The organism is Aeromicrobium phragmitis, assembly GCF_003674095.1.
Lineage (GTDB): Bacteria > Actinomycetota > Actinomycetes > Propionibacteriales > Nocardioidaceae > Aeromicrobium > Aeromicrobium phragmitis.
Genome location: NZ_RDBF01000003.1, coordinates 225,689 through 244,589, shown reverse-complemented (window position 1 = coordinate 244,589; position 18,901 = coordinate 225,689). Strand labels below are relative to the sequence as shown.

Below are 18,901 nucleotides of genomic sequence, written 5' to 3'. Positions count from 1 at the left end.
ACGCTACTCCCGTGGCAGCACAACCGCAAGGCGGCCGCGCGAGCGGTCACGCCCGCAGGGCGCAGAAGGCCTCCACCTTGCGAGTCGGTCCAGAGACGATGAGCTCGTCGGAGGCGTTGACCAGGGTCTCCGGACGCGCGTAGGTGAAGTCCTCGCCGCGTCGTTTGACGCCGACGACGGTGATGCCGTACTTGCTGCGCAACGCGGCTTCGGCGAGGGTCTGGTCGAAGGCGACTCGCGGTGCACGGGTGCGGGCGATGGAGAAGCCGTCGTCGAACTCGATGTAGTCGATCATCGCGCCCGTCACCATGTGGGCGACACGCTCGCCCATCGCCGACTCGGGCCGGACCACATGCGTGGCTCCGACACGCTCGAGGATGCGGGCGTGCTTGGCGTTGATGGCCTTGGCCCACACCTCCTCGACGCCGAGCTCGACGAGGCTGAGCACGGTCAGCACGCTCGCCTCGATGTCCGTGCCGATACCGACCACGGCGCGGTCGAACTGGTCGGCGCCGATCTGCCGCAGGGCCTCGGTGTCGGTGGTGTCCGCCGCCACGACGTGGGTGAAGTCGCTCGCGTACTTCTGCACGATGTCGGGGCGTTCGTCGACGGCCAAGACCTCATGGCCGAGGCGCTCGAGGGACCGCGAGACCGAGGATCCGAACCGGCCGAGCCCGACCACGAGGACGGGGGCGGTGAGGGGACTGTCGTTCTTACCCAATGATCGGTTGCTCCTCGGGAAGGTGGTACCGGGGTTGACGACGCCGCAGGACGAACGCGGACGCTGCCGCAATGGTGCCCACTCGGCCGATGAACATCAACCCGATGAGCACCAGCTGGGATGCCGTGTCGAGTTCTGGTGTCAATCCTGTCGACAGGCCGGTGGTGCCGAAGGCGGAGGTCACCTCGAACAAGGCGTCGATGTGGGACGCGTCGGACCAGAGCATCAGCAGCATGGTTCCGCCGTAGACGAGCATGACCGCCAGCAGCGCGATACTGATCGCGGTTCGCACGGTGCGTCCGCTGACGGAGCGACGGCCGATCTGCACCTCGGGGTCGCCCCGCAACTCCGCGAGGATGACGAAGGCCAGGAGCAGGAACGTGGTGACCTTGATCCCGCCTGCCGTACTCGCGCTGCCACCGCCGATGAACATCATGACCACCGCGATGGCCTGCGTCTCGGCCTCGACGAGGTTCCAGTCGAAACTCTGCAGACCGCCCGAACGCGGCATCACGCCACCCTCGATCGCCGTCACGATCTTGTCGACGAGCGGCATGTCCTGGAGCGTTGCCGGGTTGGCCCACTCGATCGCGAGGAAAGCGAGCGCGCCGATCGCGAACAGCAAGAGTGAGCCCCAGACCGTGAGCCGCGTGTGGATGGTCCAGCGGCTCGGACGCCGCCACCCGCGATAGAGCTCGGCGAGTACGGGGAAACCGACGGCACCGATGAAGACGGCGACCGAGACGGGAAGAAGCACCGCTTCGTCCCCCGCATAGCGCCCCAGGCTGTCGGAGTTGAGGGAGAAGCCGGCGTTGTTGAAGGCCATGACGGCGTCGAACACACCGTTCCAGAGGGCCTCGGGAAGGGAGTCGAAATACGCGATCCGGTAGCGGACGGTGAGGAAGATCGCCGTCACCGCCTGGAAGCCGAGCAGGGTCACCGTGACGCGGCGAAACAGCGGGCGCACCTCGCCGAGGCTCACCACGTGCATGTCGACCTGCGCCAGCATCTGCGTGCGCAGCCCGAGCCGACCGCCAATGAACAAGCCCAGCACCGTCGCGAGCGCGATGATCCCGATGCCGCCGATCTCGACGAGGATCAAGATGATGACGTGCCCGATGGGCGACCAGTAACTCCCCGTGTCGACGGTGGTCAGACCGGTCACCGTGACCGCGGACGTGGCGGTGAAGAGGGCGTCCATGAACGTCGGATTCGTCTCGCCCGCCCGGGCGAACGGCAGGAGCAACAGCAGCGTGCCCACGAGGATCAACGCGAGGAACACGAGCGGCAGCAGTCGCACGGGATGCGCGACAGCGGGCGGAATACGCCAGCGCCAGGAGGAGCTCACCACCGCACGACCGTACCGCGGAGCCGGCGAGGACGGCGATCAGACGCGGCGTTCGACCGCACCGCTACCCTGATGCGGTGACCTCGACGACCGACCGGCTGGCCATCGCCATCGTCACCTTCAACCGATCGGCCCTCCTCGCCGAACTGCTCGACAGCGCGACCCGGATGGAGGCGCAGCCGTACCGGGTGGTGGTCGTCGACAACGCGAGTACCGACGACACTCCGGCGATCATCGAGTCGTTCCGCGACCGCTTTCGCGACGGCGTCCTCGTCAACCACCGGCTCGACGTGAACACCGGCGGTGCCGGCGGGTTCAGCGAGGGGACCCGGGTCGCCCTCGAGCACGGGGCCGAGTGGATCTGGCTCATGGACGACGACGTCGAGATCCTGCCCGAGGCGGTGGAGCGCTTCGCACCCTGGATGGAGCGGTTCGCCGTATTGCACGGCCGCCGGTACGACGTCGACGGTTCGCCGTTCTTCTGGCAGGCCAAGTTCAACCAGTTCCTCGGGGTACCGCTCCCCTACACGAGCAAGGCGTTCAACCCCGAGGGGTACGCCATCACCAACTCGGGGACGTTCGAGGGCATGCTCATCCGCGCCGACATCGTGCGACGGATCGGCCTGCCCGATCCCCGGTTCTTCATCTCCTGGGACGACGCCGTGTACGCGTGGCTCGCCTCGCGATACACGCAGGTCGCCTACGTCGACGCGTTCGTGCTCAAGCGCAAGCGCGAACAGCGCCAGATCAACCTCGGTCTGCGACATCTCAACGACTCGAGCCCCCTGGCCAAGTACCACGTCATGCGCAATCGGGCATACGTCGGCCGGTACTTCGCCGAGCACGGACAGCTGAACCGCCTCGGTTTCGCCCTCGGCACCGCCCTCACCTTCGCCAAGGAGGTCTTCCGTCTCCTCGCGGTGGAGCGCAGCCTCACGGGTGTCGGCGTACTGGTCAAGGGCTGGCGGGACGGGCGTGCGATCTGGCGGGACCGCTCGTGGCGTCCCATGCCCGCCCTCGCGTCCTCCGACGGCGCGCGCGAGAATTGATGCACACCAACGGCGGGGGCGTTGGGTCATCCCAGTACGCTCACTCCGTTGCGGCTCTCGATCTGCAAGGAAGTTGATGCCTCGTGACTGTGCTGGCCCACGTCGTTCCGGGACCGACCGACGATCGTGACCTCTCGGCGCTGTACGTCGACCACACTGGCGCGCCCAAGCGCATCTCCTATGCCACGTACTTCAACGCCTTCCCGGCCGGCTACTGGAGCCAGTGGACGACGGTCGAGCAGGTGACCTTGACGGTCGAGACGCAGGGCGAGGGAACCCTCGAAGTCTTCGTGTCCGACGCGAGCTCGCAGTCACGCGTCGCTCACACCGAGACGCTCGCAGGCCGGCACACGACGCGCGTCGACCTCTCGCTGCGCGGGCGCAGCGCCGGTGGCTGGTTCTGGTTCGACTTCCTGCCCGCCGACACCGACGCTCCGGTGGAGCTCATCGAGGCCAACTGGTCCACCGACGCCGCGCCACGCACCGAAGGCAAGGCATCGATCGGCATCACGACGTTCAACAAGCCCGACTACTGCGTGGAGACGCTCCGCGCGCTAGCGGACGCGCCGAGCGCCCTGTCGGTGCTCGACACCATCTATCTCGTCGACCAAGGCACGGCCAAGGTCGCCGATGAGCCGGGGTACGACGAAGCGGCCGGACAATTGTCGTCGCAGCTGCAGGTCATCGAGCAGGCCAACCTGGGCGGCTCGGGAGGCTTCTCCCGAGCGATGCTCGAGACTCTCGATGCGGGCACGAGCGCGTTCACGCTCCTGCTCGATGACGACGTCGAGATCGAACCCGAGGCCATCTACCGCATCGTGCAGTTCGGCCGGTTCACGACGCGCCCCACCATCGTCGGTGGGCACATGTTCGATCTGCTCAACCCGTCTGTCCTGCACGCCTGGGCCGAGATCCTCGACCTCAAGTACTTCATGTGGCGTCCCGGCCCGCCCGCCCACTCGCGGCATAACTTCCGCGAGCGCAACCTGCGCGCCACGCCGTGGACGCATCGCCGCGACGACGCCGATTACACCGGTTGGTGGATGTGTCTCATCCCGGTTGAGGCGATCAAGCGCATCGGCTTGTCACTGCCGGTCTTCATCAAGTGGGACGACGCGGAGTACTCCGTTCGGGCTCGTGCGATCGGGGTCCCGACGGTCTCGCTGCCCGGCAGCGCCCTGTGGCACGTGGCGTGGATCGATAAGGACGACTCCCGCGACTGGCAGGCGTACTTCCACGCCCGCAACCGACTGATCGCTGCGCTCGTGCACTCGGACTATCCCGCCGGCGGCCGGCTCTTCTCCAACCTCGGCCGGATCGACGTCAAGCACCTGCTGTGCATGGAGTACTACGCGGCGCACATCCGCGAGCGCGCCTACCGTGACGTGCTGCGCGGGCCTGAGCACCTGCATGAGGAGATCGGCACGATCCTCGGCGAGCTGCGCGCCGAGCGCGGCCGCTTCGTGGAGAACCAGGTGCACAACGCGCCGCAGGACATCCCGTTCTCGCGGGAGGGACGTCTGACGTTCGACATCGAGGTGGACGCACCGCCGAGGCGGCCCATGCTGCCCGCCTTCACGGCGCGCCACTTCGCGCGGCACTGGTCGAAGCCCTCAGAGCCGCAGGATGCCGAGCCTCAGGTGGAACTCGTTCGACGTGACGCGACGTGGTGGCGCATGCCGCGTTACGAGTCGGCTGTCGTGACCGACGCGCAGCGTACGTCGGCGGTGATCTACCGACGCGATCGCGACTTCTTCCGCGCCCAGTTCCAGCGCAGTCGCGCAGCGTTGAACGAGGTGGAGAAGAACTGGAACCGTCTCGCGCAGGAGTACCGAGCCGCCATGCCCGACATCACCTCGCCGGAGACGTGGCGACAGACGCTGCTCAAGGGGGACTGAGCGTTCGCTGACAGTTGAGAAGAGGGCGCACCCGCCATGGGTGCGCCCTCTTCTTCGGTCTCCGTCAGGCGTCGCTTCGGCCGAACATCGGCGCGATCGTGTTGCGGAACGCCGACAGTGCCGAACCGATCGCCATGTGCATGTCGAGGTACTGGTAGGTGCCGAGCCGGCCGCCGAAGTGCACGCGGTCCTCACCCTTCTGCAGCTCGCGGTACTTGAGCAGGCCCTCGCGGTCCGCCGCGGTGTTGATCGGGTAGTACGGCTCGTCGCCGGACTCGGCGAAGCGCGAGAACTCCCGCATGACGACGGTCTTGTCGTCGGGGTAGCGGTCGCCGCGCTCGGGGTGGAAGTGGCGGAACTCGTGGATGCGTGTGAACGGCACCTCGCGATCCGCGTAGTTCATGACCGGCGTGCCTTGGAAGTCGGGGACGTCGACGACCTCGCGCTCGAAGTCAAGGGTCCGCCACGACAACGCGCCCTCGGCGTAGTCGAAATAGCGGTCCACCGGCCCGGTGTAGATGACGGGCACCTGGCCCACCACGGCCGACTTGTTGGCGGGCTGCGACGGATCGAAGAAGTCCGAGTCGAGCCGGATCTCGATGTTCGGGTGGTCGGCCATCCGCTCGAGCCACGCCGTGTAGCCGTCGACGGGAAGGCCCTCGTGACGGTCGTTGAAGTAGCGATTGTCGTAGGTGTAACGCACCGGCAGGCGGGTGATGATCTCGGCGGGCAGCTCCGTGGGATCGGTCTGCCACTGCTTGGCGGTGTAGTCGCGGATGAACGCCTCGTAGAGCGGGCGCCCGATGAGCGAGATCGCCTTCTCCTCGAGGTTGCTGGCGCTGGCGGTGTCGAACTCCTCCGCCTGCGAGGCGATCAGCTGGCGCGCCTCGGCCGGCGAGTAGGCCGCCCCGAAGAACTGGTTGATCGTACCGAGGTTGATCGGCAGCGGGTACACGACGCCGCGGTGATTGGTGTAGACGCGGTGCTGGTAGTTCGTGAAGCTCGTGAACCGGTTGACATACTCCCAGACCTGCTCGTTCGAGGTGTGAAACAGATGAGCGCCGTAGCGATGCACCTCGATGCCGGTGTCCGGATCGTCCTCGCTGTAGGCGTTGCCGCCGATGTGCTCCCGGCGCTCGACGACGAGGACCTTGAGTCCGAGCTCGTCGGCGGCGCGATCGGCGATGGTCAGGCCGTAGAAGCCCGATCCGACGACCACGAGGTCAGCTTGCATCAGTGCGCACTCCAGTCTTCTCGAGGGACGAACCGCGTCAGTCTAACGTAGGCGAGCGAGCCGAAATCGGCGCTCGTCAGTTGGTCGGGGCAGTGAGGAGACCGGCGCGGTCGAGGCGGTCTTGCAGCTCTCCCGGTAGCACCCAGAGCTGGCTGCCGTAGTCTCTGCCGCCGCGCACCGCCCGGGCCCCCAAAGAACGGGCATCGGGCCACTCCTGGCATGAGACGACCAGATCGGCGGTGAAGTCTTCTTTCGACGGCCAGACCACCTCGAAGTCGCGGGGGCTCAGCCAGAAGCCAAGGAGATTCTGCGCCTGCGGCGACAGGTTCCCTGGGACGCGGCACTCTCGGTCGAAGTCGACCTCGTCAACGGGAGCGCCGGCGACTCTTTCGACGTTCCTCAGCGTCTGGACCATGCCGGGCCGTCCGCCCTCGCTTGCTTGGAAGCTACCGGAGGCCTCATTAGCGGCCACGCTGGCGGTCACCGCCGCCACCGCGAAGATCGCGACGAACGCGAGCGGGCGACGCCGCAGGACCATCGCGAGGACGAGTCCGACGACGACCGACAGCGAGGCGATGACCCAAAACCGGTTCTCGTTCGTGAACCAGGGCAGCAATCCCGGAGCGAACGGCTCATCCGGCAACAGCCACCACCAGGGCATCACACCGGGAATGTGGGCCGGTGTGATGTAGCCCCACGTCGGCGCGAGGGCCGCGACTTTGAACAGCACCACGGCGAGCACAGCGGCAGCCCCCACCGCGCCGCTCACCAGGAGTTTCCACGACGCCCCTCGCACGATCACGGCGAGGCCGATCGCCACGACCAGCGCTGTGAAGGGGTCCGCGTAGCGCCCGTACAGCCACGCGTCGAGGCGCCGCCACTCGTTCAAGTAGAGGTTGGCCTCGCCGGACCAGGCCAAGACTGACAGCAGTACCATCGCGAGGACGACGCCCAGGACCAATCCCGCCGGGCCGACCATCCCGTACCTCAGTTCCCGCGCCATCCCAACACTGATGGCGACCGCACCGACGGCGACTACCCCGAACGACGCGACGAGTTGATACCAGACCTGGCCGGAACCCGCGACGGCCAGCAGCCCGGCCGTCGTCGTCTCAAGGTTCTGCCTGAATCCCTCGGTTTGGGTGAACGCACCTTCAACCAGACGGTCGTTGAGCGCTGTCGCAAGTTTCGCGACACCCCAGCTGAGTCCGACCAAAGCCAGGAGACCGCACAGGGCCGGGAGCCAGGAGCGGCGGAAGAAGAACAGCAGCCAGATACCCACCGCGAGCACGAACGGAAGAACTCGAGCATGGGTGAGATACGCGAGTGCGACCAAAGCCGAGAGCAGAAGCGCACGGCCCACACTCGGTCGCTCCCACAGGCGCATCCCGGCGAGCACGGACGCCGCCACGACCAGCATTAGCAGACTCTCGCTGAGTACGTAGTCGGACTGCAGCGCACGGCTCGGGAGGCACATCACGACCGCCGCTACCGTGACGGCCTGCGGCCGCGTGAGCCCGCATCGACGCACCAGGGCCGACAGTGGCCAGATGGTCGCCACCGCGAGCACCACCGCGATGGCAATTGCGACTCTGTACACGGCGAGAGGGTCTTGCGTCACCCACCACACGGGGGCGATGACGACGGACCACCCGGGGTAGTAGCCGCCGCTATCCACGGGACCGGCCGGCGGATCCCCCGCGATGAGCCGGGCCATCTGCAAATACGTAATCTCGTCGAACGGGAAGGAGGGCGAACGCGCGCTCCAGGCCACGGTGATGTGCGTCCCCACTGCGGCAATGACCGCCAGGATCGCAGAGAAGGTCCACCAGGAGCGTCGATCGTCGCCGGACGGCTCCCCGTGTTCGGGTGCGTCCGACGCCACCTCCGGCTCGGTGTCAGCGGCGTGACGTTCTCGCGATCTCATGATGTGGAGGTAGCCTCCTGGGCCTCAGTTGGGCGTGTGCCGAGGACCCAGCCTAGACGTCGGGCCTCGTCGGCCGTTGAAGGACACCTCCGCTCTTTTCACCTCGGTTACCATGTGCGAGGCGTAGCACGCGTCGATCCCCGAGCTCACTCGAAAGAAGACATGCGCGTTTTCGTACAGATCCCCTGCCTCAATGAGGAGTCGACTCTTCCGGCGGTTCTGGAGAGCATCCCCGAGTCGATCCCCGGGGTCGACGAGCTCGAAGTGCTGGTCATCGACGACGGTTCGACCGACCGGACGGTCGAGGTCGCACGCGAGCACGGCGTGCGGCATTTCGTTCAGCACACGCGCAACATGGGACTGGCCCGCTCGTTCCGGGACGGTGTCGACTACGCACTGCAGCACGGCGCGGATGTTGTCATCAACACCGACGGGGACAATCAGTATCCGCAGGAGCGCATCGGCGACCTCGTCGTGCCGATCCTCGAGGGTCGCGCCGACATCGTCATCGGCGACCGCCAGACGAAGACGATTGAGCACTTCTCGCCGTTCAAGAAGTTCATGCAGGCGGTGGGCAGCCAGGTCGTGAACAAAGCGGCCGGCACCGAACTTCCCGACGCCGCGAGCGGTTTTCGCGCCTACACGCGCGAGTCGCTCATCCGACTCAACATCATCACGCAGTTCAGTTACTGCATGGAGACGATCATCCAGGCGGGCAACAAGCGCCTGCGTATCGAGAGTGTTCCGATCACGACGAACCCGAAAACTCGGGAATCGCGGTTGTTTGCGAACATCTTCCAGCACATGGCCAAGTCGGGCCAGGCGATTATGCGCAGTTACATCATGTTCAAGCCGCACACGGTCTTCCTGAGTCTGGCCACGGTGTTCTTCGTCGCCGCAATGATCCCGTTTCTGCGCTTCTTTTACTTGTTTCTCAGGGGCGAAGGCGGGGGACACATCCAGTCGCTGATCTTCGGGACCGCCATGCTCGTCGGCGCCCTGCTGTCGTTCGCTCTCCTGGTGATCTCTGACCTTCTGGCGACCAACCGCACCCTGATCGAGGAGTCACTCGAGCGCATCAAGAGGCTCCAGTACTCCCCTGAACGTCTCCTGCCTCCCATACCCGAGGCGGATGAGTCCGACGCCCCGCTCGCCCGGAGCATCGAGGGCGATCAGGTTCCGCCGCCCGTGGAGACTAGCAGCGAGCACTGGCGTTGAGAATCCTCGGTTTCGGCACCTATGAGCGGGCCAAGCACCCACGCGTCGGGATTATCCTCGACGGGCTCCGTCAGCGCGGTCACGACGTCAAGGAGGCCAACCGACCGCTCGGCCTGTCGACGGCCGAGCGCGTCACGATGCTCCAGCAGCCGTGGAGACTGCCGCTGCTCGTGCTGCGGCTCCTGGCTCGCTGGACGTCCCTCGCGGTCGCGGCACGGCGCACTGCTCGATCCCACCGCCCCGACGTCGTGATCGTGGGCTACCTCGGTCACTTCGACGTCGTCCTGGCCCGGTTGGTGTTTCCTCGCACGCCCATCGTCCTGGACCACCTCATCTTCGCGGCCGACACGGCCCAGGACCGCGGAGCCCGCGGGCTCCGCGTCCGCCTGCTCGGGCTGCTCGATCGCCTCGCGCTCGCCTGCTCTGACCTCGCCGTGGTCGACACCGAGGAACATCACGCGCTGCTCCCCCGTCGGACACGTGGGCTCGTCGTTCCCGTGGGCGCCACGCACGAGTGGTACGCGGCCGGTCGCAGCGCATCACGAGGCGGCACCTCGCCCAGCGTGGTGTTCTTCGGTCTGTTCACGCCGTTGCAGGGAGCGCCGATCATCGCCGAAGCGCTTCGATCAGCCCGCGAACGCCTCCCCGAACTGCGCGTCACCATGGTCGGCACGGGTCAGGACTACGCGGAAGCACGCCGCATCCTGGCCGACGACGATACCGTGACGTGGATGGACTGGGTGAACCCGGCCGATCTTCCCCGCCTCGTCGCCGAGCACGATGTATGCCTCGGAATCTTCGGCGACTCCCACAAGGCACGACGCGTCGTTCCGAACAAGGTGTACGAGGGCCTGGCCGCCGGGTGCGCGGTGATCACCAGCGACACCCCGCCTCAACGACGGGCGCTTGGAGATGCCGGTGTTCTCGTACCTCCGGCCGATGCCGAGGCGCTGGCGGACGCTCTCTTTTCCCTCACCGCAGACCCTAAGGCGCTTGCGCGCGCATGCGCTGCGAGCGGCGCACGCGCCGCCGGGTTCAGCGCCGAAAGGGCCGTCGAACCGTTGGAGTCCGCGTTGAAGTCCCTCGTCGCATGAGCGCCGTGCTGTCCGCCCTGCGATCCCCCGCCGTCAAAGTGGCGTTCCTCATCGTCGCCGTCTTCCTCGGCACCTATGCGGTCATGGAGAATCGGGGCGAACTCGCCGAGGCCCTTCGAGAACTGCACGGGCCGGCGGTGATCGCGTCGTTCATCGCGGGCGTGCTTTACATCTGGTGCACCATGATGTCGTGGCGAGCAGTCCTGACCGACTTCGGCTCGCCGCTGCCTCTCAAGGCGGCCGTGCGGCTTTTCGGACTGAGCCAGATCGGCAAGTACATTCCCGGTGGCATCTGGAACTTCCTCGCGGCGGCCGAAATGGGTGCCGACCACGAAATTCCCCGACGCCGCTCCGTCGGCGCCATGGCTGTGAGCGTCCTCGTCTCACTCATGACAGGTCTCGCGCTGGGCGCGGTCGCCTTCGTGCTGTCACCGGCGGACGCGCTCCAGCGTTGGGAGTGGCTTCTCATTGCCACCCCCTTGCTCATGCTCATGCTCCTCCCACCGGTGATGAACCGCCTCATCGGCGTAGTCCTGCAGGTCACCCGCCGTCCCAGACTCCAGCAGCCCTTGACAGTCCCAGGGCTCGGACGCGCCATAGTCTGGGCCGTCCTCGCATGGCTTGTCGCCGGCGCGCACGTGTCGTTCCTGGCGGTGAATCTGGGTATGTCATCATCCCTTCGTACCTGGGCTCTGGGTACTGCGGCATACGCGCTCGCGTGGGTGGCAGGTTTCCTCGTGGTGATCTCACCAGCGGGTGTAGGGGTTCGCGAAGCGGTCCTCGGCGCCAGCCTTGCGGGCGCGGGAATGTCAACGGGACAAGTTCTGGCACTCGTCCTACTCAGCCGGTTCCTGCTGACACTCACAGATTTCGCCTTCGCGGCCGCCGGCCTTGCCAGTGGCCGCAGCCGCCATCCCAACTGACCCGGATCGTTGCTTCCGGTCGGCGCTCTCGGACAGTGACGCCAGCCGGTTGGTAACCAGCAGTATGGTGGTCAAGTGCGAGTGACCCTCCTCGGCTTCCGTCGCCATCTTCGGCTCGTCGTCGGCGATCATCGATCGAGGTTCCTCGCCGTCGGCGCCACGAACACTTTCGTGGGTTACGCTCTTTTCGTCGCCTTCGACACTTTCATCTACCGCTCAGAACGCCTCGGCTATCTCCTGAGCCTCGGCAGCTCCTACGCCATATCAATAGCTCTCGCGTTCTGGTTGTACCGCGTGTTCGTTTTTCAGGTCTCAGGATCCGTCGTCCGAGATTTTGCTGTGTTCGTCATGGTGAACTGCATTTCGGTAGGCATTAACGCCGTGATGCTCACCGGGCTGGTCGAGCTTTTCGAGTTATGGGTTCCCGCAGCGCAAGCAGCAGCATTGGTGCTGACGACGCTCATCAGTTACTTCGGGCATCGATACCTTTCCTTCGGCCGCAGTACGCAATCAGGCGAGGGCGGCGAACTCGCCCCGCGTGAAGCGCTGGAGGATATCGGCGTAGGTACGAGCCACTCCGACTGAAAGGGGCGTCCTCCGCCAGGCGACCACGTCAGCTGGATACTCACTTCGCATCCTTAGATCCCGAGCGTGTGACGCATTGAAGGTCGGTTGGTACTCGATCCCCCCGCGCCGGCCCGAGACCTTGTCGACAATCCGGCTGAGATAGCCGATGGAGCAAGCTCTCCCGTCGGCGATGACACGCATGAGCAGAGGGTCGGAAGTGGAGCGTGTCACCGTCTGCAAGGTCGCCGAGATCGCCGCGGCCGCATCGTCGACGTACAGGTAGTCGCGGAGCGTATCGAGGGGAACGTAGATCTGGGCCGGGCGACGCAACACGGCGTTGAGGCACATTTTCGCGATGATCCCTTGCGATTTCGAAAGATTCTGTCCAGGGCCGTACAGCGTTGAGATTCTCCCGATGACGGTTCGTACGCGACCGCCGAGCAGCTGAGCGACGAGCTGTTCCTGGCGCAGCTTGGAGTAAGCGTAATCGCTCGTCGGCGCGACACGTGATGATTCGGAGAAGGGAGCTCTTACAGCCTCACCGGCGTAAACCGAAGCAGACGAAGCATGGAAGTACCCGCCGTTCTCGGGCAACCGGGCTTCCGCGAGACAAGACAGAAACTGCTTCAGGGTGGTCTCGTCCTGCTCGAAATGGGAAGCTCCTGATCCGATCACGCCAGTGCCTGCTGCCCATATGATTCGCCAGCCCCCCGTGGCCTCGCGCGCGAACTCATCGAGGTTCCGTGCTAGATCTTCGATGGCCTGATCTGAATCCCACCGCACAGGCCGGGAAGCAAACAGTCGCGACCCGTCCACGCTTCGGACGACGGCCCTTCCTAACAGCCCACTGGCCCCGATGACCCACGTCGTCGCTTTGCTGTCAGAGGCCATCGCGCAGAAATCGCTGCTTGGGGTCCTCGAGGACGACGTACAGCGGTCGGCCGATCGCGGCGTTTGCCGCAAGTCCGACATATTCGGCGATGACGCCTAACGCCGTCAACATGACGCCTCCAAGAACCAACGTGGCGACGGTCACCGTGGTCCAGCCAGCTACCGGAATGTCGCCGGCAAAGTACTGGACAACGACGATCAGAGCGTAAAAAACTCCCAGTATCGCGCAAAGGGCACCGAAGCCGGAAACGAGGCGCAGCGGACGGTTTCCGCTAGAGATGACGAGTCGCCAGAAGTGTGAAAGAAGTCTCCTCAAATTGTAGTTGGAGGCTTCACGACCTTCAGCACGCATCGCTACTGGCGCGGTCACGCTCGTCGGAGAGACCCATGACAACGCGACGTCGAGGAACGTCTGTGGACCCGCGTACGCTGCGATCGCTCGCCCGGCGTCCCCCGCGATGAGCCGAAACGAGTGGAAATGCGAGATGCTTCCGCCGGTCAATGCTCGGGCGGCCACGTTCTTGACAAGACGCGAAGCCATATTTCGGAACCATGAATGCGGCGGCGGATTGCTGGGGGCCGCGTACACCAGGCTCGCTCGATCTGTGAACGCTGCGTCGATGAGGTCAGCGATCTTCGCCGGATCGTGCTGGCCGTCCTCGTCCATTGTGACGATCCAGTCACTACCAGTGGCAGCCATGCCTGCAATCGTGGCGGGATGCTGCCCGAAGTTTCGAGAGAGCCAAAGTGGTCGGACCCACTCATGCCGATCGGCGAGCTCGCGAATTGTCTGGTCACTTTCGTCCGGACCATGGTCCCAGACGAGTATGACCTCGGTGATCTCGAATCGACGACCGTTAGGGGTCGAAGAAGATCTCAGCTCCGCGAGCTCCTCGACCAGCATCGGGAGCGTCTTTCGCCCTGCGTACACCGGAATCACCACCGACACAGTGATCGTCGATGACCTTGTGCTGGTCATGCATACTCCTTCGTGACCACGAACGATGTCGAGCGGTCCGCGCTTGGCTTCACTTTCACACCTTCACTCGAGCTGATCTTCGTGCGGCACTTTGTATATCTCGATAGTCGGGCCCACCTTCTCCCGCTCAGCTGAAGCTACCCACCTTGCCAGGTCGAACGCGACCGTCGGAATCGAAAGCTCGAGGAGGTCCGTAGAGCGGAGGTCATGAGTCGACTCGAAGGTGGCGATCCGCTGGTACTGAGCGGCGACCTTATCGTAGAAGTTCACCTGCTCCTTGTATCGTTCCGGTTCCGCTTCGAATCTGCCGTACATTGCACTGCTCAGAACGACATACTGTGTCGCTTCAGGCCGAAGAGGGACCAGCGTGCCGTCGTCGCGGACCTCGAAGTGCGAGAATAACGTCGCCGGACTCCCCGGACGGAACGGCGAGTACCCTTCGAACACGGTATTGGTGGGAGTCAGACCGTTGCGCGTCGCCCACTCCTGCGACTCTAGGCGGGTATCGACCGATCGCAACATCAGCACCTGTTGGATCGAGCTAAGGACGAGAAACGTCACGCTCACCGCGACCACTGCCACACCGCATCGGCGTAGTCGCTGATTCCGTGACTCCACGAAGGCGGCAAAGGCAACGGCCGCGACCACGAGCACCATGGGCCACGCAGGTATGCCCCAGCGCTCCCAGTGCAACGGTAGAGCGCTCATCGCGATGACGAAGATCAGGCCAAGCGAGATCGGCAGGCCGATACTCAATCTCCGCCGGACAAGCAGAACCACGCCCGCGATTGCCCCGACCGAGAGCAAGATGCCGGCCGACCTCGCAAAGCTCTCTCCGTAGAACAGGAGATTTCCCCAGAACCCAAGTTGATCAGCTCCAAGATGTGTCGATCGGGACTCTCGCTCTAACGCCTCTCGAACGCCGGTGAAGTTGGTCACCAGCACGGGCGAGATGACCAGCACCGCAAGCACCATCGCGCTGAAACTCGCCGCTGCATCCCGGAGGAAGTCCCGAACGCCTCGTTGCTGGACCGCATTCCACGCGATCACCAAGGCGACAGCCAAACCGGCGAGCGCAGCAGGGTACTTGATCGTGATGCCCACTCCGACAAGTGCGCCTGCCCATGCGGCGGGCTTCCAGCCTGGAGTGGAAAGGTAACGCATACATGCGTAGGTCACGGCGAGCAGCACGAAAGCCAGCGGTACGTCGGGCGTTGCGTAGACCGAGTTCGTCACCAGCGGCGGAAAGAACGCGATGAAGATCGCCGCCAGTTTGGCGGTGGCTGGCGAGAACATTCGTCCGACGACATAGCCGAGCGCCACCGCGCTCACTCCGAAAAGCACCGTGACGAGTCGCGACATCGCGTAGAACGGAAGAGGGTCCGCATCAAACGCCACCTCGATAGGAGCACCCACCACGAAAGAGGCGTAGAACGCGAAAGCGACGTAACTGAGCTTGATCTCGAGGTGATCGGGCCGGAGAAACAGCTGCGGCTCGAAGGAGTTTCGGCGCGCCATCTCGACGGCGCTATCAACGACGGCCCACTCGTCTGGGTGGAGCAAGAGGGGAAATCCCCAAGGCACCGCCGCCAGGCGAACACCAGCGGCCAGAACGAGCAGGACAATCAGAAAACGATGCTCAGCGCTACGGCTACGCAAGCCGATCCGGGCTGTCCTACTCACGGCGCTCGCTTCGTCGGGAACAAACGACTACACGATACCCGACCGAAGGAGACCGCCGACACATCAACGGCCGAGACGCCTAACTCGCGAGCTTCTCCAAAGCTTCTTCGATGGGTCCGTCGAAGATCTGGTGTCCTTCGCGGATGACGATGCCTCGCTCGCACAGGTCCCGCACCATGTCCAGGTCGTGACTGACGATCACCATCGTCTTGCCCTCCTGGGCCAGGGAGTGGATCTTCTCCTGGCACTTCGCACGGAAGGGGGCGTCCCCGACCGAGAGGATCTCGTCAACGAGCAGGATGTCGAGTTCGGCGTGGATCGCAACGGAGAAGGCGAGCCGCATGAACATCCCCGAGGAGTAGTGCTTGACCTCCTGGTCGATGAACGGCTCGATACCGCTGAACTCGACGATGTCATCGAACCGCGCGTCGATCTCGTGCTTCTTCATCCCGAGGATCGCCGCGTTCAGATAGACGTTCTCGCGTCCGGAGAGATCCGGGTGGAAGCCGGCGCCGACCTCGATGAGCCCGGCTAGACGGCCACGGACCAGCACACGGCCCGCGTCGGGTTCGAGCACTCCGGAGATCATCTTGAGCATCGTGGACTTGCCGGACCCGTTGTAGCCGAGGATCGCGACCGACTCGCCCTCGTCGATCACGAAACTGACGTCATCGATGGCTTGGAACTTCTTGGACCACACGTCTTTTCCGCGGATCCAACCGATCACCGCCTCCTTGAAGGAGTGCGATCGGCGCAGCAGGAAGGTCTTGCGGACGCCCTCGACGATGATGCTTGGCTTACGCGCAGGTGTCAGGGACTGGTCCGTCGAGGCAGCTTCATGGGTCACGGCGCGATCAGAGCTCCTGCGCGAAGCGACGCTCGAAACGACGGAAAACGGTCTGGCCAAGCGTTAGCGCGGCGATGCAGATCGCGATCGCCACGCCGCCGTGCAGCAGCATGTCCTCCGGGGGCGGGAAGGCGGACGACGTCGTGGGGCGCCACATGGCCTCGTGGAACAGCTCCACAGCCACGACGAGCGGATTGGACATATACACCGTGAAGAGCCACTCGGGAAGCTGCGCCTCCGGCATCTGCCACGTGTAAAGCACGGGAACCGACCACGTCGAGAACAGCTGGATCAGCTCGACGAAGTTCTGTGCGTCGCGATACGCCACGTTGAGGGCTCCGAAGAACAGACCCAAGCCGAGGGCGATGGCCGCAACGATGGCGATCGCCAGCAACGTCGCGCCGATGCCCGCAAAACTAGGGACCCAGCCGAGCAGGATGCACACGACGAGCAGGATTGCCGCCTGCGGCAGGAAATGGATGAAGGCCACAAGGATCGCGGCGATGGGAAACAACTCGCGAGGCAGGTAGATCTTCTTGACGAGCGCGCCGTTGTCCACGATGGACCGGGTCGCATTGCCGAACGCCTCGTTGAAGAAGTTGACGACCACAATGCCCGCGAACAGGTAGACCGCGAAGTTCTCGATGTCGCGATGGAACTGCAGGAACACACCCATCACGATGTAGAAGACGAGGAACTGGGCCGCCGGCTTCACATAGGACCACGTCCAGCCGAGGACGGAGTTGCGGTAGCGGGTCTGCGTGCCCTGCCGTACCAGCAGCCGCAGCAGGTAGCGCCAACTGAAGACGTCCAGCAGTCCCCGGCCGCGGCCGGGCTGCCGATACTCGGTCAGGTCTACGGAGGTCGTCACGTGGTCTCGATGGCTTTCTGTGTCAGGCAAGGCACCCGAAATGCGCCTGGGGAATACTACCCAGTATCACAAGCCGAGCGGGCGGTCCCCAGCCGTTACGGTCGATCGGACAGCGCCTCGGCGATGCGAAGGTCGACGGCGTCGGTGATCTTGAAGTTGCGCGCGTCGCCCGTCACGACGCCGATGGGTTCGTCCGGGAGGTAGCGGGCCACGACCGATGCGTCGTCCGTGGCCGTGAAGCTTGGATCCTCGTCGGCCAGGGAGTAGGCCTCGACGAGCGCGGTGCGGGCAAATCCTTGAGGCGTCTGGCAACGTGCCAGGCACGACCGGTCGAGACTTCCGGTCATGAGCCCATCGCGCACCGTCACGATGGTGTCCGCCGAGTCGATCGCGGTCGTCACTGCCCGATAACCACCGCGCAAGGCGTCGACGCATTCCGCGATGATGCGGTCGGTGACGAAAGGACGAGCCGCGTCGTGGAAGAGCACGAGGCAGTCTCCCTCCAGCACTTCCAGCGCCCCGCGCGTCGATGCCGTCCTCGTGTCACCGCCAGGAAGCACGCGGGTCACTTTCCCGAAGCCGTACTCGGCGACGAGCGCCTGGACCTCGGCAAGATGGGTCGGCGTCATCATCACGACGATCTCGTCGACTGCTCCGCTCCGTTGGAAGGCCTCGAGAGCGTGCGCGATGACCGGCCGGCCGGCGACCTCGAGGAGTTGCTTCGGCAGTTCATGCCCGACCCGGGTTCCGGTACCGCCGGCGAGCAGCACGGCGACGACGCGTGATGCGCTCATGCGCTGGGACGCATCACGGCATCGTCCTGCGTGGACTTCCAGACGCGGAAGCCCTCCTCGCTCTCCCCTACACGCCAGTAAGCCGAGACCGAAAGGTCCTGCCGGTCGACCCGGCCGTCGAGCAGGTAGGGGCGCACGCTCTTGAGCAGCGCGGACTCGCCGTGAACGAACGCTTGGACGCGACCCTTCGGCCACGTCCACGCGCGCACGGCATCGTCGAGCAGTGTGGTGGAACCCGCGTGAGCACCGCCGCGGTGCAGCCACCTCACCTCGAGCTGTCCGTCGGTGGGCAGCTCGATCTCATCCGCGGGCCCGTCGACCTCGAGGAAGGCCGTGGCCGGGGCCCCGGCGGGCAACGCGGCCACCGAAGCGGCGATCGCCGGCAGGGCGGACTCGTCGCCGACGAACAGGTGATGATCCGCCTCCGATGTGGGCGCGTAGGCGCCACCGGGGCCCCTCACGTGGATGACGTCGCCCGGCTGCGCCGCGGCGGCCCACGGTCCGGCGATGCCCTCGTCACCGTGGACGACGAAGTCGATCGCCAATTCCTCGGCGGCCTCGTCCACCCAACGGATCGTGTAGGTACGCAGGATCGGTTGGGCTTCGGCCGGCAAGGACGAGCGGACGACAGTGAGGTCGAGCGGCTCGGGATACTCGACGCCCTGGGCGAGGAACACGAGCTTCACGTACTTGTCGGTCGCCTCGATGTCACGATCGCGATAGGCGGCGAAGCCCGGACCGCCGAACACGAGGCGGCGCAGCTTCGGCGCGATCTGCTCGGTCCGGACGACTTCCAGGGCAACCGCGACGTTCTTCGACACGCCGCGAGCCTACCCCTCACGCGAGTGGCGGGTCAC

17 protein-coding genes are annotated in these 18,901 nt (G+C 65.1%); 6 read left to right on the top strand and 11 right to left on the bottom strand.

The genetic code is table 11. The annotated features are described in order from the left end of the window. Positions 1-46 precede the first annotated feature (46 nt). Entirely contained in the window at positions 47-721 is a 675-nt protein-coding gene (locus tag D9V41_RS05890) for a potassium channel family protein (protein ID WP_243697165.1), read from the bottom strand. Further along, positions 714-2,072, bottom strand: coding sequence for a TrkH family potassium uptake protein (locus D9V41_RS05885; RefSeq protein WP_243697164.1), 1,359 nt, complete (start codon positions 2,070-2,072; stop codon positions 714-716). The genes D9V41_RS05890 and D9V41_RS05885 overlap by 8 nt, the downstream gene beginning before the upstream one ends. Positions 2,073-2,146: 74 nt before the next feature. Between D9V41_RS05885 and D9V41_RS05880 the strand changes: the two genes are divergently transcribed. Beyond that, positions 2,147-3,118, top strand: a complete 972-nt coding sequence (locus tag D9V41_RS05880; protein WP_121793604.1) for a glycosyltransferase — start codon at positions 2,147-2,149, stop codon at positions 3,116-3,118. Between the two features lie 83 nt (positions 3,119-3,201). Continuing rightward, positions 3,202-5,016, top strand: a complete 1,815-nt coding sequence (locus D9V41_RS05875) for a glycosyltransferase (RefSeq protein WP_121793603.1) — start codon at positions 3,202-3,204, stop codon at positions 5,014-5,016. A 64-nt stretch (positions 5,017-5,080) separates the two neighbouring features. Here the strand turns inward: D9V41_RS05875 and glf are convergent, their stop codons facing one another. Next, positions 5,081-6,250, bottom strand: coding sequence for a UDP-galactopyranose mutase (gene glf / locus D9V41_RS05870; protein ID WP_121793602.1), 1,170 nt, complete (start codon positions 6,248-6,250; stop codon positions 5,081-5,083). Positions 6,251-6,326: 76 nt separating this feature from the next. Further along, positions 6,327-8,177 (bottom strand): hypothetical protein, encoded by a 1,851-nt coding sequence (locus D9V41_RS05865; RefSeq protein WP_133434121.1) that lies wholly within the window; start codon positions 8,175-8,177, stop codon positions 6,327-6,329. 162 nt (positions 8,178-8,339) lie between these two features. Here D9V41_RS05865 and D9V41_RS05860 point away from each other — a divergent pair, with 162 nt between their 5' ends. The 4 genes from D9V41_RS05860 (at position 8,340) to D9V41_RS05845 (ending at position 11,997) form a co-directional block, all read left to right on the top strand. Beyond that, positions 8,340-9,395, top strand: coding sequence for a glycosyltransferase family 2 protein (locus tag D9V41_RS05860; RefSeq protein WP_121793600.1), 1,056 nt, complete (start codon positions 8,340-8,342; stop codon positions 9,393-9,395). Continuing rightward, positions 9,392-10,489: a glycosyltransferase gene (locus D9V41_RS05855; protein WP_208006759.1), complete on the top strand. Its 1,098-nt coding sequence runs from the start codon at positions 9,392-9,394 to the stop codon at positions 10,487-10,489. Before D9V41_RS05860 ends, D9V41_RS05855 begins: the two co-directional genes overlap by 4 nt. Positions 10,490-10,527: 38 nt before the next feature. Then, entirely contained in the window at positions 10,528-11,412 is an 885-nt protein-coding gene (locus D9V41_RS05850) for a lysylphosphatidylglycerol synthase domain-containing protein (protein WP_208006758.1), read from the top strand. A 75-nt stretch (positions 11,413-11,487) separates the two neighbouring features. Further along, the gene (locus D9V41_RS05845; protein WP_121793598.1) at positions 11,488-11,997 is read left to right on the top strand and encodes a GtrA family protein; all 510 of its coding nucleotides are present in this window, start codon (positions 11,488-11,490) and stop codon (positions 11,995-11,997) included. Here the strand turns inward: D9V41_RS05845 and D9V41_RS05840 are convergent. The 7 genes from D9V41_RS05840 to D9V41_RS05810 form a co-directional block, all read right to left on the bottom strand. Beyond that, positions 11,923-12,870, bottom strand: a complete 948-nt coding sequence (locus tag D9V41_RS05840) for an NAD-dependent epimerase/dehydratase family protein (protein WP_166375933.1) — start codon at positions 12,868-12,870, stop codon at positions 11,923-11,925. The genes D9V41_RS05845 and D9V41_RS05840 overlap by 75 nt on opposite strands. Continuing rightward, positions 12,860-13,849: a glycosyltransferase gene (locus tag D9V41_RS05835; RefSeq protein ID WP_121793596.1), complete on the bottom strand. Its 990-nt coding sequence runs from the start codon at positions 13,847-13,849 to the stop codon at positions 12,860-12,862. Before D9V41_RS05835 ends, D9V41_RS05840 begins: the two co-directional genes overlap by 11 nt. A gap of 63 nt (positions 13,850-13,912) precedes the next feature. Further along, a complete protein-coding gene (locus D9V41_RS05830) occupies positions 13,913-15,532 on the bottom strand; it encodes an ArnT family glycosyltransferase (RefSeq protein ID WP_121793595.1) in 1,620 nt (539 codons plus the stop codon). Between the two features lie 79 nt (positions 15,533-15,611). Next, positions 15,612-16,379 carry an ABC transporter ATP-binding protein gene (locus tag D9V41_RS05825; protein WP_166375932.1) on the bottom strand — a complete coding sequence of 256 codons (768 nt, stop codon included), beginning with the start codon at positions 16,377-16,379 and terminating at the stop codon, positions 15,612-15,614. 7 nt (positions 16,380-16,386) lie between these two features. Further along, positions 16,387-17,250, bottom strand: coding sequence for an ABC transporter permease (locus D9V41_RS05820; protein WP_121793594.1), 864 nt, complete (start codon positions 17,248-17,250; stop codon positions 16,387-16,389). Positions 17,251-17,345: 95 nt separating this feature from the next. Continuing rightward, complete coding sequence (gene ispD, locus D9V41_RS05815) at positions 17,346-18,044, bottom strand: 2-C-methyl-D-erythritol 4-phosphate cytidylyltransferase (protein WP_121793593.1); 699 nt, start codon at positions 18,042-18,044, stop codon at positions 17,346-17,348. Next, complete coding sequence (locus tag D9V41_RS05810) at positions 18,041-18,865, bottom strand: siderophore-interacting protein (protein WP_121793592.1); 825 nt, start codon at positions 18,863-18,865, stop codon at positions 18,041-18,043. Before D9V41_RS05810 ends, ispD begins: the two co-directional genes overlap by 4 nt. Positions 18,866-18,901 lie beyond the last annotated feature (36 nt).